Source organism: Trinickia fusca (assembly GCF_003628145.1).
Lineage (GTDB): Bacteria > Pseudomonadota > Gammaproteobacteria > Burkholderiales > Burkholderiaceae > Trinickia > Trinickia fusca.
The window spans coordinates 44,375-59,382 of the sequence record NZ_RBZV01000005.1 but is presented as its reverse complement, the minus strand read 5'-3'; the positions used below and the strand labels follow the sequence as shown (position 1 = coordinate 59,382).

General features: G+C 66.5%; 13 protein-coding genes. 1 reads left to right on the top strand and 12 read right to left on the bottom strand.

From position 1 onward, the window contains the following. Positions 1-7 precede the first annotated feature (7 nt). Positions 8-799: an AraC family transcriptional regulator gene (locus D7S89_RS14370; protein WP_121278388.1), complete on the top strand. Its 792-nt coding sequence runs from the start codon at positions 8-10 to the stop codon at positions 797-799. A gap of 80 nt (positions 800-879) precedes the next feature. Here D7S89_RS14370 and D7S89_RS14365 read toward each other — a convergent pair whose 3' ends face one another. The 12 genes from D7S89_RS14365 to D7S89_RS14310 all read right to left on the bottom strand — a co-directional run bounded on the left by D7S89_RS14365 (position 880) and on the right by D7S89_RS14310 (position 14,941). Continuing rightward, positions 880-2,073 carry an O-succinylhomoserine sulfhydrylase gene (locus D7S89_RS14365; protein WP_121278387.1) on the bottom strand — a complete coding sequence of 398 codons (1,194 nt, stop codon included), beginning with the start codon at positions 2,071-2,073 and terminating at the stop codon, positions 880-882. 234 nt (positions 2,074-2,307) lie between these two features. Next, on the bottom strand, positions 2,308-3,855 hold the full coding sequence (purF, locus tag D7S89_RS14360) for an amidophosphoribosyltransferase (protein WP_121278386.1): 1,548 nt from the start codon (positions 3,853-3,855) through the stop codon (positions 2,308-2,310). 64 nt (positions 3,856-3,919) lie between these two features. Beyond that, the gene (locus D7S89_RS14355) at positions 3,920-4,414 is read right to left on the bottom strand and encodes a CvpA family protein (RefSeq protein ID WP_121278385.1); all 495 of its coding nucleotides are present in this window, start codon (positions 4,412-4,414) and stop codon (positions 3,920-3,922) included. A gap of 8 nt (positions 4,415-4,422) precedes the next feature. Continuing rightward, complete coding sequence (locus D7S89_RS14350; RefSeq protein ID WP_121278384.1) at positions 4,423-5,289, bottom strand: SPOR domain-containing protein; 867 nt, start codon at positions 5,287-5,289, stop codon at positions 4,423-4,425. Between the two features lie 32 nt (positions 5,290-5,321). Beyond that, positions 5,322-6,632: a bifunctional tetrahydrofolate synthase/dihydrofolate synthase gene (gene folC, locus D7S89_RS14345; protein ID WP_121278383.1), complete on the bottom strand. Its 1,311-nt coding sequence runs from the start codon at positions 6,630-6,632 to the stop codon at positions 5,322-5,324. 166 nt (positions 6,633-6,798) lie between these two features. Then, positions 6,799-7,671 (bottom strand): acetyl-CoA carboxylase, carboxyltransferase subunit beta, encoded by an 873-nt coding sequence (gene accD / locus D7S89_RS14340; RefSeq protein WP_121278587.1) that lies wholly within the window; start codon positions 7,669-7,671, stop codon positions 6,799-6,801. A 119-nt stretch (positions 7,672-7,790) separates the two neighbouring features. Further along, a complete protein-coding gene (trpA, locus tag D7S89_RS14335) occupies positions 7,791-8,591 on the bottom strand; it encodes a tryptophan synthase subunit alpha (RefSeq protein ID WP_121278586.1) in 801 nt (266 codons plus the stop codon). A gap of 52 nt (positions 8,592-8,643) precedes the next feature. Next, positions 8,644-9,501, bottom strand: a complete 858-nt coding sequence (locus D7S89_RS14330) for a DNA-methyltransferase (protein ID WP_121278382.1) — start codon at positions 9,499-9,501, stop codon at positions 8,644-8,646. A gap of 11 nt (positions 9,502-9,512) precedes the next feature. Next, the gene (gene trpB / locus D7S89_RS14325; RefSeq protein ID WP_121278381.1) at positions 9,513-10,706 is read right to left on the bottom strand and encodes a tryptophan synthase subunit beta; all 1,194 of its coding nucleotides are present in this window, start codon (positions 10,704-10,706) and stop codon (positions 9,513-9,515) included. A gap of 74 nt (positions 10,707-10,780) precedes the next feature. Then, on the bottom strand, positions 10,781-11,479 hold the full coding sequence (locus D7S89_RS14320) for a phosphoribosylanthranilate isomerase (protein ID WP_121278380.1): 699 nt from the start codon (positions 11,477-11,479) through the stop codon (positions 10,781-10,783). Positions 11,480-11,486: 7 nt separating this feature from the next. Continuing rightward, positions 11,487-12,284 carry a tRNA pseudouridine(38-40) synthase TruA gene (truA, locus tag D7S89_RS14315; RefSeq protein ID WP_121278379.1) on the bottom strand — a complete coding sequence of 266 codons (798 nt, stop codon included), beginning with the start codon at positions 12,282-12,284 and terminating at the stop codon, positions 11,487-11,489. Between the two features lie 11 nt (positions 12,285-12,295). Next, positions 12,296-14,941 (bottom strand): FimV C-terminal domain-containing protein, encoded by a 2,646-nt coding sequence (locus D7S89_RS14310; RefSeq protein ID WP_121278378.1) that lies wholly within the window; start codon positions 14,939-14,941, stop codon positions 12,296-12,298. Positions 14,942-15,008: the final 67 nt, after the last annotated feature.

The window sequence follows — 15,008 nt, the reverse complement described above, 5'->3', positions numbered from 1 at the left end:
GCGTTTGATGCGCGCGTGCGGCGTGTCCTCGCCGGTCGTATCGCTGCGGCGCTTCGCCGAGGCGAACGCCTGTGACGAGCACGACTTTCATCAAATCGTGCTCGGTCTCGACGGCTCGATGGAGATGATCGTCGAAGGCCGGGGCCAGCGCGTCGATGCGCATCACGCGTGGCTGATTCCCGCCGGCGAACGCCACGAGTATGCGGGCGTCGGCGAAAACCGCCAGCTCGTGCTCGACATGCCGCCCGCCTCGCTCGCAGTGCCCGAGCGCCTGTTCGCGCAGGCGCATACGCTGACGTTGAACGACGCACTCACGCAGCTCGTGCGCGAGGTGGCGTTCAATGTCGCCCGTATCGACGGCGCGATCGCCATCGACGATACGCCGGCTCGCGCGCCGATGTGCCGCTTCGGCTGGGATGCCGCGGCGCGGCTGGCAGCGGCGCTGATGGCCAGCACGGGCAGCGACGCGCCAGCGATCGGCCTCGACTTCGCCCGCATCGATCGATGGTTGCGCGCCCATCTATCTGAGCCCCTGCGCGTGGCCGATCTCGCCGCGCACTGCGGCTTCGGCCTGCGCCGTTTTCATCAGTTGTTCGAAGAGGCGTTCGGCACCACGCCGCATCGCTACCTGCAACGGCTGCGCCTCGACACCTCGCTCGGACTCCTGCGCGATGCACGCCACTCACTGACCGACATCGCGCTCGAAGTCGGCTTCGCCGATCAAAGCACTTACACGCACGCGTTCACGCGCCGCTTCGGGCTCGCTCCCGGGCAATGGCGCGCATTGCGCGCCCATTGAGCGAAGCGCCGCTAATCATTCAACTGCGCTTCGATACTCCTGGCGTACGGTGAAGGCGTATCGCCCGTGATTACCGAAATCTAGCGTCCCTCGAGCCCGCGCGCGAGATCGTTGCAGATGTCGCCCGCATGCTCGAGCCCCAGCGCGAGACGCAGCAAGCCTTCGGTGATGCCAGCCTCCGCGCGCGCTTCGGGCGTGATGCGGCTGTGCGTGGTCGTCGATGGATGCGTGATCGTCGTACGCGTATCGCCGAGGTTCGCGGTGATCGAGCACAACTGCGTGCCGTCGATCACACGCCAAGCGTTCTCGCGTTGCGCTTCAGGCGTGTCGCCGACGACCTCGAACGCGACGACCGCGCCACCCGAACGTTGCTGACGCTGCGCGAGCGCGTATTGCGGATGCGACTCGAGCCCTGGGTAAAACACGCGCTTCACGGAGGGATGACGCTCGAGCCAGCGTGCCACTTCGAGTGCATTGGCCGATTGCCGTTCGGCGCGCAGCGACAGCGTCTCGAGCCCCTTGAGCAGCACCCATGCGTTGAACGCCGAGAGCGTCGGCCCCGCGCTACGCACGAACGGAAACACCTTCTCCATGATGAGCTGTCGCGAACCGACCAACGCGCCGCCCAGCACGCGCCCTTGCCCGTCGATGAGCTTCGTGGCCGAGTGCATGACGACGTCGGCACCGAGCTTGAGCGGCTGCTGCACAGCCGGGCTGCAGAACGAGTTGTCGACGACGAACAGTGCGCCGGCGGCTTTGGCGATCTTGCCGATGGCTTCGATGTCGGCCAGTTCGGTCAGCGGGTTCGACGGCGTTTCGACGAAGAACAGCTTCGTCTCGGGCCGCACGGCATTGCGCCACGCGTCGAGATCGTTGGGATCGACGAACGTCGTCGTGATGCCGAAGCGCGTGAAGATCTGCGAGAACATGCCGAGCGTCGAGCCGAACAGGCTCCGCGAGCTGACCATATGGTCCCCCGCCTGCATCGCGGCCATCACGATCGACAGGATCGCACTCATGCCCGAGGCCGTCGCGATGCAGGCCTCGCCGCCTTCGAGCGCGGCGAGCCGGTCCTGGAACATCGTGACCGTCGGGTTCGTGAAGCGCGAATACGTGTAGTAGTCCTCAGAATGCTTGAAGCGTTCGGCAGCCTCGGCTGCGCTCGTGAAGCAGAAGCTCGAGGTCAGGAACAGCGCTTCCGAGTGTTCGTTGAAGTCGGTGCGCACCGTGCCCGAGCGCACGGCGAGCGTGTCGAAGTTCAAAGAGTCGTCCATGATCGTAGGGTCTTTCGCGTTCGATGGAAGAATCACCGAACGACGGCCAGCAAAAAGCCCGCTTCGCGTCGGCAAAAGCGGGCTTCGTGTGCGGGGGACGCTGCGGCGTCGGGCGGCGTGACCGCCGTCTTTCGCTTTAGCTGTGTTTGGGTCGCCCCGCGTCCGCAAGCTGAATCAAATCGACGCTTGCGCATCGTAGCACATGCGGCACCGTTCGTTCTCCAACGCTCGGCATCACTCCGTCGACAACTGCAAATGCAGCTGCGAGCGGACCACCGAGTTGTCTGCCGTATCGCCGGCCGACTCGCGCTCCGACTGCGACGCCGGGGCCGTACGTGCGCGTTCGATCGCATCGAGGTACTCGGGCGTCACGTCGCCGGTGATGTACTCGCCGTCGAAGCACGAAGCCTCGAAACGCGAGATCGCCGGATTGATGTCACGCACGGCGCGCTTGAGCGCATCGACGTCCTGATACACGAGGTGATCGGCACCGATCATCTTCGCGACTTCCTCATCGGTCCGGCCGTGCGCGACGAGCTCGCCGCGCGTCGGCATATCGATGCCATACACGTTCGGGAATTTCACGGGCGGCGCCGCCGACGCGAAGATGACCGACTTCGCGCCCGCATCGCGCGCCATCTGCACGATCTCGTGCGACGTCGTTCCGCGCACGATCGAATCGTCGACGATCAGCACGTTCTTGCCCTTGAACTCGATCGCCATCGCGTTGAGCTTCTGGCGCACCGACTTCTTGCGCACCGCCTGGCCCGGCATGATGAAGGTCCGGCCGACGTAGCGGTTCTTGAAAAAGCCCTCGCGATACTCGACGCCGAGCTTGGCCGCCACCTGCATCGCCGCGGGGCGCGACGAATCGGGAATCGGCATGACGACGTCGATCCGCACGTCGGGCAGCTCGCGCTTGATCTTCTCGGCGAGGTAGTCGCCCATGCGCAGACGCACGTTGTAGACGGGCACACCATCGAGGCACGAATCGGGCCGCGCGAGATACACGTACTCGAAAATGCACGGGTTCAGGCTCGGCGACTCGGCGCACTGCTGGCTGTGCAGGTTGCCTTCGTTGTCGATGAAGATGGCCTCGCCGGGCGCGACATCACGCACGAACTCGAAACCGATGCCTTCGACGGCCACCGACTCCGACGCCACGATCCACTCGACACCCTGCGCCGTTTCATTCTTGCCGATGCACAGCGGACGAATGCCGAACGGGTCGCGGAACGCGAGCAGGCCGTAGCCGGCGATCACCGACACGATCGCATACGAGCCGCGCACGCGGCGATGCACGCCGGCCACCGCCTTGAAGACCGCGGCGGGATCGAGCTGCAGGCCCGAGGTCGCGAGCTGCACCTCGTGCGCCAGCACGTTCAGCAGCACTTCGCTGTCCGAGTTCGTGTTGATGTGGCGACGGTCGATGCGGAACATCTCGTCCTTCAGTTGCCGCCAGTTCGTCAGGTTGCCGTTATGCGCGAGGATGATGCCGAACGGCGCGTTCACGTAGAACGGCTGGGCTTCCTCCTCGCTCGAGGCCGAGCCGGCCGTCGGATAACGCACTTGGCCGATGCCTGCCGTGCCGGGCAGACTGCGCATGTTGCGCGTGCGGAACACGTCGCGCACCATGCCGTTCGCCTTGTACATATGGAAGGTGCTGCCGTTCGCCGTCGCGATGCCGGCTGCGTCCTGGCCGCGATGCTGCAACAGCAGAAGGCTGTCGTAGATCAGCTGATTGACCGGGGAATGGGAGACTACGCCTACGATGCCGCACATGGCAGGTCCTTCAAAGATACGAAAAAAAGGCTACTGGCCCCCGCTGCTTCGGGGCGCACTACCGTCATACGCGAACGTACGCGGCCAGTGTCTCGGGAAGCAACGGTTTCACCTTGTGCACGCCCTGCTCGGCAAACGGCCGCAGCAAGGCGTTGCGCCAGAATTCCTGTTTCGGCAGTTCCGTCAGGCCAGCGAGGGCGACGAGCACGAGCACGAGCACGACGCCGCGCACGAGACCGAACATCAAGCCGAGCGAGCGGTCCACGCCGCCCAGGCCGCTCACCGCGACGAGTCGCGCCAGCAGCGCGTTCGCCACGCCCGCAACGAGCACGACGCCGATGACGATCAACGCAAACGCGAGCAGCCACTGCGTCAGTGCACCGCCTGGCCAGTTAGCTGGAATATAGGGCACCAGGAGACCGACGTAGCGGCAGGCCACGAAAAAAGCCACGACCCAGCCGATCAGCGCGAAAACCTCGGACAACAGCCCGCGCCACGCGCCGCGCAGCGCCGATAGGCCGATTACCGCCATCACGGCGTAGTCGAATGCGGTCAGCATCGGAGCGGTCACTGCGCCGCGCCTGCTTGCACGTTCGCCCCCAGCCCGGCCTCACGCACCTTCGCGATGGCGGCCGAAGCCGCGCCTCGGTCGGCAAACGGCCCGGCACGCAGGAGCGTGCGCGTGCTGCCATCGGCCAGCTTGCGGTGTTCGAGATAGGCGGGCACGCCTGCGGCCCTCAATTTCGTCTCCCAGTTGCGCGCGCCGGCTTCGTCGGTGAACACGCCGAGCTGCACGGCAAAACGCGCGCCTGCCGGCGCGGCCGGTGTGCCCGATTCCGGCACGGCGCCCTGCGCGGACTTGGCCGCTTGCGTGGCGGCGACGGCCGGCTGCTGCTGCGGCTTGGCGCCGGCAGCCTGGTGAGCCGGCTCGGAGGAGGAAGATGGCTGCGTGCTGGCGAGCTTGCCCGATTTGGCCGTCTTCGCCGATTTGCCGGCTTCGTCGGACGCCGCAGCCGGCGTGGGCGAAGCCTCGGTCGCCGAAGCCAGCGGTGCGGCGCCAGCCGTGGCCGATGCGCTGTCGGGTGCGACGCCCGCCTGCGTGTCGACGGGCGCATCGTCGTTGCGCGTATTGGCCGGCACGGTGGCAGGACGGTTCGGAATGTCGATCGCGATGTCGTCCGTGACGGGCTTCGGATGCGAATCGAGCACCATCGGCAAGATGATCACGGCCGCGACCACGAGCGCAATCGCGCCGACGAGCCGGCGACGAGCCCGCTGTTTCTCGGGAAGCGTGGGGTCGAGCAGCATCGCATCGGCATCGGTGCGCTCGGTACGGCGGCTGCGCCGCTCAACGCCCTCGCTGCGCGCGGGCTTGGCATTCGCGCCACGTCGGCGCGACGCGTCGTCTTTGTTGCCGAATGAGAAAAGTCCCATGAATTGCTGAAATCGAGGCTGGCGCGCGTCGGTCAATGTTGCTGCAACTTACGGTAGGCCATCACACCGGCTACCGTATAGAAGCTACCGAAAACGATGATTCTATCATCCTCCGTCGCTCGCCCTAAGGCATCTTGAAACGCTTCGGCCGGCGTGGCGAAGCGCGTGACGCTGCTGTCCGCGCTATCCACTACGCCCGCCGCGTGCAGGGCCTGCTCGAGCTGCTCGCCCGTGGCCGCGCGCGTGAGCGGCAGATCCGTCACGCACCAGTGGTCGATTTCGCCCTTCACGTGCGCAATGACGCCCGCGATGTCCTTGTCATGCATCGCCCCGAACACCGCGTACGTGTAACGGAAAAAGCCCATGCTGCCGAGGTTCTGCGCGAGCACAGCGGCCGCATGCGGGTTGTGGGCTACATCGAGTACCACGGATGGCCGGCCCGGCAAGACCTGAAAACGTCCCGGCAGTTCGACGTTCGCCAGCCCCAGGCGCACGTCCTGCGCCGCGACGGGCAACGCATCGCGCAGCGCCTCGAGGGCCGCCAGCGCGGCCGACGTGTTGATGAGCTGGTTCGCCCCGCGCAGCGCCGGATAGGCGAGCGCCGAGCGCCGCACCGTGCGCCCGACGTAGCTCCATTGCTGCCGCTCGCTGCCGGCCTGCCCTTCGTAACGGAAATCGCGACCGAACAACCAGAGATCGGCGCCGATGGCGGCCGCATGGTCGATCAGCGTCTGCGGCGGGGCCGGATCGGCGCAGATCGCGGGCCGACCCTGCCGGAAGATGCCGGCTTTCTCGAATGCGATCTTCTCGCGCGTATCGCCGAGATATTCGGTGTGGTCGATGTCGATGCTCGTGACGACCGCGCAATCGGCATCGATGATGTTCACGGCATCGAGCCGGCCGCCGAGCCCCACTTCGAGGATCACGGCATCGAGCCCGCTCGTGGCGAACAAATGCAGGATCGCCAGCGTCGTGAATTCGAAGTACGTCAGCGAAACCGGCTCGGGCAGGCTCGTGCGTGCGCGCTCGACCGCTTCGAAGTGCGGCAGCAGCTCCGCGTCGGTCGCGTTCTGGCCGTTCAGCCGCGCGCGCTCATTGAAGGCGAGCAAATGCGGCGACGTGTGGCAACCCACCTTGTAGCCGGCACTCAGCAGGATCGACTCGAGCAGCGCGCAGGTCGAGCCCTTGCCGTTCGTGCCGCCGACGGTGATGACCGGACACGCGAACGTGAGCCCGAGCGCCGCCTTGACCGTGCCGATGCGCGTCAGGCCCATGTCGATGCCGACCGGATGGGCCGATTCAAGATGCGTAAGCCAAGCGTCGAGTGTGGGAAAGGTGGTCATCGGAGGTGTCGGTATCAAGCTGAAGCTGAAGCGGAAAAATCGGTAGCAGGCGACAGGAAACCCTGCGTGCCAAGCCGCGAAACGAAAACGCGCCGCCCGAATTCGATCGGAGCGGCGCGCTCGGGCGCCCGGCGACCAGCTCGCCGGGCCGTCGGCCAACGCACCGTCAGGCGACGGCGTCCGCCGGCTGACGCTGCAGCAGCGCGATCAGCTGGGCCAGCTCGTCACGCATCTTGCGGCGGTCGACGATCATGTCGATCGCGCCCTTTTGCAGCAGGAACTCGGCGCGCTGGAAGCCTTCGGGCAGCTTCTCGCGCACGGTCTGTTCGATCACGCGCGGGCCGGCAAAGCCGATCAGCGCCTTCGGCTCGGCAATCACGACATCGCCCAGGAACGCGAAGCTTGCGGACACACCGCCCATGGTCGGATCGGTCAGCACCGAAATGAACGGCAGCTTGGCGTCGGACAGCTTGGTCAGCATAGCCGTCGTCTTGGCCATCTGCATCAGCGACAGCAGGCTCTCTTGCATACGCGCGCCACCCGAGGCCGTCACGCAGATGAACGGCACCTGCTGCTCGAGCGCGTTTTGCGCGCCGCGTGCGAAACGCTCGCCGACGACCGAGCCCATCGAGCCGCCCATGAACGCGAACTCGAAGCACGCGACGACCACGGGCAACGTGCGGATCGCCCCGCCCATCACGACCATCGCGTCGGTTTCACCGGTGTCGTCCATCGCATCCTTGATGCGGTCCGGGTACTTGCGGCTGTCCTTGAACTTGAGCGCGTCGACCGGCACGATTTCCTGACCGATCTCGTAGCGGCCTTCCGCGTCGAGCAGCGCATCGAGACGCCCCCGCGCGTTGATACGCATGTGGTGGCTGCACTTCGGGCAGACGTGCAGATTCGCTTCGACGTCGTTGCGATACAGCACCGCCTCGCACGAGGGACACTTGACCCACAAGCCTTCGGGAATGCCCTTGCGGCTCTTCGGGTCGGTCTGCTTGATTTTCGGCGGCAACAGTTTGTCGAGCCAGCTCATCGTCGTTCCTTCAAATGGTGTTTCGGTGCGCGCTGTCGAGCGCGCCATTCAATCTCGTGTCGTCCGCGGGCAGCGGGCCACCCGGTCGAACCGTGAGCCCGCTCCGCCACCGCGCGCCATCACGCACCGTCGAGCGCGTGTCGCACCTCGGCGACGAAGTTCGTCAGCACTGCCTCGGCGGCCTCGGGCGCCGTGTCTTCAAGCAGCTGCACGATGCGGCTGCCGATCACGACGGCGTCGGCCACCTCGGCCACCGCACGGGCCGTGGCGGCGTCGCGGATACCGAAACCGACCCCAATCGGCAGCGGCACATGCGACTTGATGGCCGGGATTTTACCCGCGATGCTGGAAACGTCCAGATTTGCCGATCCGGTCACGCCTTTCAACGACACATAATAGACGTAGCCGCTGGCCACCTGCCCCACCGCCTTGATGCGCTCGTCCGTCGACGTGGGCGCGAGCAGGAAGATCGGATCGATGTCCGCCGCACGCATGCGCGCGGCGAATTCGGCGGCTTCCTCAGGCGGATAGTCGACGACGAGCACGCCGTCGACGCCCGCTTGCGAGGCTTCTTGCGCGAACGCGTCGATGCCCATGCGTTCGATCGGGTTGGCATAGCCCATCAGCACGACGGGCGTTTTCGTGTCGCGCTCGCGAAAACGCGCGACATCGGCGAGCACGTGCTTGAGCGACACGCCGCGCGCGAGCGCCCGCTCCGACGAGCGCTGGATGACGGGGCCGTCGGCCATCGGGTCCGAGAACGGCACGCCGAGCTCGATCACGTCGGCGCCGCCGGCCACGAGCGCATGCATGAACTCGACGGTCTTCGCCGGATCAGGGTCGCCCGCCGTCATGAACGGAATCAGCCCTTTCCGGCGTTGTGCGGCAAGTGCCGCAAAGGTGGTTTCGATACGGGACATGGCATCTATCTCTGCAATCGGGTTCTCGCGCAACAGCCTGCTCGTCAGCGCCTCAAGGGGCGACGGCAGGCGCGTCGAGCGGGCGGCCGCAGATGGCATCGACCCGCTCGCGCGCAATCGCGCAGTAGTTTTCGTTGATCTCATAGCCGACGAATGCGCGCGCGTGGCGCGCGCAAGCGACGGCCGTCGTACCGCTGCCCATGAACGGGTCGAGCACGCGCCCGCCCGGCGGGCAGCTCGAGAGCACCATGCGTTCGACGATCTCGAGCGGCTTCTGCGTCGGATGGTCGACCCGCTCCGCGTGCTGGCGATGCAGACGCGACACGGACCACACATCTTTCGGGTTGTAGCCGATTTCGAGCCACTTGCTGCCTTCGAAGAGCTTGCGCGAACGCGCCTTCTTCGTCGCCGCATCGTAGGGAATGCGCACTGGGTCGAGGTCGAAGTAGTAATCCTTCGACACCGCGAAAAAGCCGATGTTGTCGTGCACGGACGTAAAACGCCGCGTCGTGCCACCCATGCTCGGTACGCGCCGGTCCCAGATGATCTCGTTGACCATCGTGAGGCGAGTCTTCAGAAACGAGAAGATCTCGGGCGCGTACTGCCAAGTGCAGAACACGTACAGCGAGCCGCTCGGCTTGAGCTTCGGAATCGCCAGCTCGAGCCAGCTGCGCGTCCAGGCCAGAAAGGCTTCGCCGGCCAGCATGTCCGAGTCGTTGCCGTAGTCCTTGCCGAGCCCGTAAGGCGGATCGGCCACGATCAGGTCGATCGAGCCATCAGGCAGGCTCGCTGCATCGGTCAAAAAATCGCGGTTGCGCAAATCGCAACTGACGGCCGGCACGCGCGCACGCCCGGGGGCGCCGCCAGCGGCCGCCGTCGGCTCATTCAAGTCGTCGATCGTATTGCGCATCAGGGCGGTGCTCAGAAGCGGATGCCCGATCGCTCGGCGACCGTATGCATGTCCTTGTCACCGCGGCCCGACAGGTTCACGAGCAAATGCGTGCCGTGTCCGAGTGTCGGCGCGAGCTTGGCTGCATAGGCCAGCGCATGGCTCGACTCGAGTGCGGGAATGATGCCCTCGATGCGGCAGCAGTCATGGAACGCCTTCAGCGCTTCCTCGTCGGTGATGGCGACGTACTGCGCGCGACCGCTGTCCTTGAGCCAGGCATGCTCGGGGCCTACGCCCGGATAGTCGAGCCCTGCCGACACCGAGTGCGTTTCGATGATCTGCCCGTTCTCGTCTTGCAGCAGATACGTGCGATTGCCATGCAGCACGCCGGGGCTGCCGCCGATCAGCGACGCCGCGTGGCGTCCCGTCTCGAGCCCGTCGCCGGCCGCCTCGACGCCGATGAGCTTGACCGCCGTGTCGTCGATATACGGATAGAAGATGCCCATCGCGTTCGAGCCACCGCCCACGCACGCGATCACGACGTCGGGCTGACGCCCCGTCATCTCGGGCATCTGCACGCGGCATTCGTCGCCGATCACGCGCTGGAAGTCGCGCACCATCATCGGATACGGATGCGGGCCGGCCACCGTGCCGATGATGTAGAACGTGCTTTCGACGTTCGTCACCCAGTCGCGCATGGCCTCGTTGAGCGCATCCTTCAGCGTGCGCGAGCCCGATTCGACGGGCACGACGGTCGCGCCGAGCAGCTTCATGCGATAGACGTTGGCCGCCTGACGCCGCACGTCTTCGGCGCCCATGTAGACCACACATTCCATGCCGAAGCGCGCCGCGATCGTCGCCGTCGCCACGCCATGCTGGCCGGCGCCCGTCTCGGCGATCACCCGCTGCTTGCCCATGCGCTTGGCAAGCAGCGCCTGGCCGATCACGTTGTTGATCTTGTGCGCGCCCGTGTGGTTCAGGTCTTCGCGCTTCAGGAAGATCTGCGCGCCGCCGAGCAGTTCGCTCCAGCGTTGCGCGTGATAGATCGGCGAGGGCCGGCCGACGAAATACTTGAGTTCGCGCTCGTACTCGGCGATGAACTCAGGGTCTTGGCTGAATTTTTCGTAGGCAACGCGCAATTCGTCGAGCGCGTGCACGAGCGTTTCGGCTACGAACGTGCCGCCGTAAGGGCCGAAGTGGCCTCGTGAATCGGGGAGGTTGTACATGTCGTCACTCTTCGCAGGGGGCGGCACGTCGGGTCTCGCGTCTTACGCGACGAAATCGACCGCGCCGCCTTCAATCATCGGGCGTCCGCTTCGCGCACCGCGCGTACGAACGCAGCCATCCGGGCGGGATCCTTCACGCCCTTGGCGCCCGGCACTTCGATGCCGCTCGAGACATCGACCGCGTACGGGCGCACGCGACGAATCGCGTCACCGACGTTTTGCGCGTTCAAGCCACCACCTAAAACGGCCCGACGCGCGAGCTCTCCTGGAATAAGTGACCAATCGAAAGTTTTCCCGCCGCCGCCATAGCCTTCGACATGGGTATCGAAGAGCAGGCCGCTGGCTGCCGAATAGTTGAGGGCCAATTCTACCAAATCGGACGCGCGCGTATCTTGCGCGATGCGCAGCGCGCGCAGCCATGGCAAGCCGGCCTGCCCCGCGAGCGCCTCGCACTGCTGCGGCGTCTCGTCGCCATGAAATTGCAGCATCGTCAACGGCACATTGCTGGTCACTTCCTCGAACCACTCGGGCGACGCATTGACGAACAGGCCCACGACCGACATGAACGGCGGCACGGCATGCGCAAGCTCGATCGCCTCCGGCACGCCGACCGCGCGCGGGCTCGGCGGATAGAAGACGAGACCGATCGCATCGGCGCCGAGTTCGACGGCAAGCGCGATGTCGGCCACGCGCGAAAGCCCGCACAGCTTGATGCGCGTACGGTGCGGCACGGCCTCGGCCGGCTGCTGAGAGGGGGCTGCGGTTGCGTTCATAGGGGACTCAGTCGCTCCAGATGCCGCTCCAGGGCACGCTGCCGAGATGCGCGGGCGGCACCGCGAACGCCTCGGGATAACCGACCTGGGCCAGATAGAGCCCTTCCGGCATGAAGGTGGGGGCCGCGCAATCGCGATTGCGACTCGCGAGCACGTCGGCGAGCCATGCCACCGGGTAGCGGCCCCGGCCCACCGCGACCAGACTGCCCATCAGGTTGCGCACCATGTGATGCAGGAACGCGTTCGCGCGAAAACGGAAGTGGATCAGATCGCCGGCTTCGCGGATATCGATTTGGTACAGATGCTTGACCGGCGTCTTGGCCTGGCATTCCGACGAGCGAAACGCCGAGAAATCGTGCTCCCCGATCAGGCATCGGGCGGCCTCGCGCATCGCGTCGACATCGACCGGCGTGTGGATCCATCCAGCACGGCCCGTCAGCATCGGCGAACGCACCGGGTTCACGTACAGCATGTAATAGTAGGTACGCTCGAACGCCGAGAAACGTGCGTGAAACGCCTCGGGCATGGGCTTGGCCCATTGGACGGCAACCGTCTCGGGCAGGAACGCGTTCGTGCCGCGCACCCATGAAAAATCGGTGCGATCGAGATCGGTATCGAAGTGCACGACCTGCCCGAGGCCGTGCACGCCCGTATCGGTGCGGCCGGCCACGACCGTCTGCAACCGGGTGCGCGCAAATTCGGCCAACGCGCGCTCGAGCGCGTCTTGCACCGTCTTGCCGTGCGGCTGCGACTGCCAGCCGCAAAACGCCGTGCCGTCGTACTGAATGCCGAGAGCGATACGCATGGCCGACGCGCTCAGGACAGCGGCGCGAGCGTGGCCAGCAGCGCATGCGCTTCGTCGCGCGTGGCCGCATCGTTCGACTCGATGACTTCGTTGATCAGCGTGCGTGCCCCGGCCAGATCACCGAGCGCGATGTACTCGCTCGCCAGCTCCAGCTTGTTGCGCGCGATCTTCGCCAGCGCTTCAGGTGTGAAGGCCGGCTGCGCCGGCGTTTCGGCCGCGGGCAGATCGAGATCGAACGAAATGTTCATGCCGCCGAAGCGCGCGGCGCCGAGCCCGGCCACCGCGGCCGGTGCGGGCGTGGGGGCTTCCGGCATCTGGGACGTTGCACGGGCTTCGCTGGCCTGCGGCGCAGGCGTGTGGAGCGTCGACTGCGGTTCAGCCGGCTGAGGCTCAGCGGGAGCCTCGTGCTGGTGTGCGTGTGCAGAGTCCGCCGCCTGCGCTTCGGCAACCGGCTCCGGCTCAGCAGGCGCAGCCGGTATCTCGGCCTTCGCTTCCTCATGCTGCGCAGGTTCCGGCACGCGCGGCGGCAACGCCAAGTCGAGCGTATCGAGCGCGGCGATCGCGTCGGCGGGCAGCGATGGCGTCGGCCCGGCCGGCGGCGGCGTCTCCTCGGCTGCTACGGGCTCTGCGGCTGCTACGGGCTCTGCGGCTGCTGCGGGCTCTTCAGGCGCCGCAGACGGCTCTTCCGCCGCGGCCGGCAGTTCGCCGGTTACAGCGTCTTCGAGCGTCGGAATCAGTTCATCCGGGGGCAGATCAGTCGCCACGTGTGAATGGGGGACCAGCGGCTCGACAACCGGAGCCGGGGTAACCGGCGCCTCGGCGACCGGTGCAACAGCCTCGTTCACCGGAAGCTCGGGCTCGGCAGCAACCGTGACAGGTGTAGCCGGAGCAACAGGCGCCGGGGACTCGACCGACTCCGGCACAGCCTGTGCCTGCGGTACATCGACGGCCGGCTCGACCGCCTGCCCGTCCCCTTCGCGTGCGGGCTCCTGCTCGTGTACGGCCGGCGTCGCTTCAGCAGCGAGTCCATCTTCATGATCGGACGCCGTCGCGCCTGCCTCGGGTGCTTGCAGCGCGTAAAGCGGATTGTCGGGATCGAGTTCGCGACCTAGCGCCGCCACGTGCAGCCAGTTCGGCCCGTGCCCGCCCGACAGACGCCAGATGCGTTGCGCGATTTCGTCGAATCCACGTGCGTTGCGCCGCTCGGCATAGCGCGCGACCAACCCCATCAGGGCCCGCTTGCTCGATGGCGTACGCGCCAGGATGGCGAGATATTCGGCCTCGATAGGATCTTGCGACGCCGTATCCGTCAGCGGCGACGCCGCGCCCGGCGTGGGCGCCTGCTCGGCTTGCGCGGCCGGCGCCACTTCGGCGGTCGCCGATGCCGGTACGGGATGACGCTTGCGCTTGGTCAGCACGAAACCGAGGATCAGCGCAATGAACCCTGCAACGATCGCCGCCACGAGGATGGCCGTATTGCGCCACGAGATACGCGACAGATCGATGCCGTACCCGTTGAAGCCGACAAAGCGCTCGTTCGCGACGAAGCCATGCGATGCCGTTGCCGGCGCTGACGCCACGTTCGCGATCTGTTTTTGTACAGGCTTCGGCGCCACCGCAGCGCTCGACGCGCTCGCACCACCTTGCACCGCGCGCGGTGCCTGCGACCCGAAACCGTGACGCTGCAACTCCATCAACACGCGATTCTTGAGCGTGAGCAGCTGCTGCAGGCTCGAAACCTTCGGCTGCGCAGCCGCAGCCGACGCGACAGGTGCAGCCGCGCTCGTAGCCGCTGGCGCCACTACACGCGGGGCGACGGCTGCCGGCAGACTTGCCAGCGTCGGGGCACTGGCCAAGCTGGGTGCGCTGGCCACGCCCGCTGCGCTCGCGACGCCCGGTACGTTCGCCGCACCCGCTGCGCTGGCGCTGGCCTCGCTGGCCATTGCCGAAGCTGGCGCGCTCGGGGCCTGTTGAATGACGCCGCTCCACACGTGTCCGCTGCTCGCGCCCGCGGGCGCTTGGACACCTGCCGACGCGGCAGCGTTCGTCTGAGGATGCGATGCCGGGGCGACCGCGGCAGCGGCTGCGCCCTTAGCGGCACCGCCAGGAATGGAAGCCCCGCCCGTCGGCATATTCGCATGGCTCGGCGGCGCGACAACCGGAGCCGTACTGCTACTGCTAGCCGCCACCCCCGCCGAGGCGCCGGACGCCGGCGCAGCCACCGTGCCCGACGCCGCCTTGACGGCGTTGCCCGACGTGTCGAGCGCCGGCACGTTCAGCAGCGCGCCGACTCTCATCCGGCTCGGATCGCCTTTCATGAACGCCGCTGGATTGGCATCGAAGATGGACTTCGCGGCACGTGCGAGCACAGTGCGGTCGTGCGACTGCGTCATGTCCACGGCCACGTCGTTGAGCGACTGGCCGGGCTTGACCGTGTACTGCGTCGCCGCCGACGCAACCGCTGCTGGGGCCGAAGCCGCTGTCGAAGCAGCCGGTACAGCTACGGCGCTTGCCGCAGGCGCGGCCGATACGCCAGGCGCTGCAAACACGCTGCCGGCCAGCGCGATAGCGGCAACCAGCCGCAGCGCTTGTTGGCCATGCGAGATTGATGCACCGGCGCGCCGTGCGCCGGCACGGGACGTCGAACGTACTGTCATGGAGGTGTTCCGCGCATCGAGGCGCGGCCCTGAATGGCGTTTGGGCAAATGCAAGATTCGGAGCAGC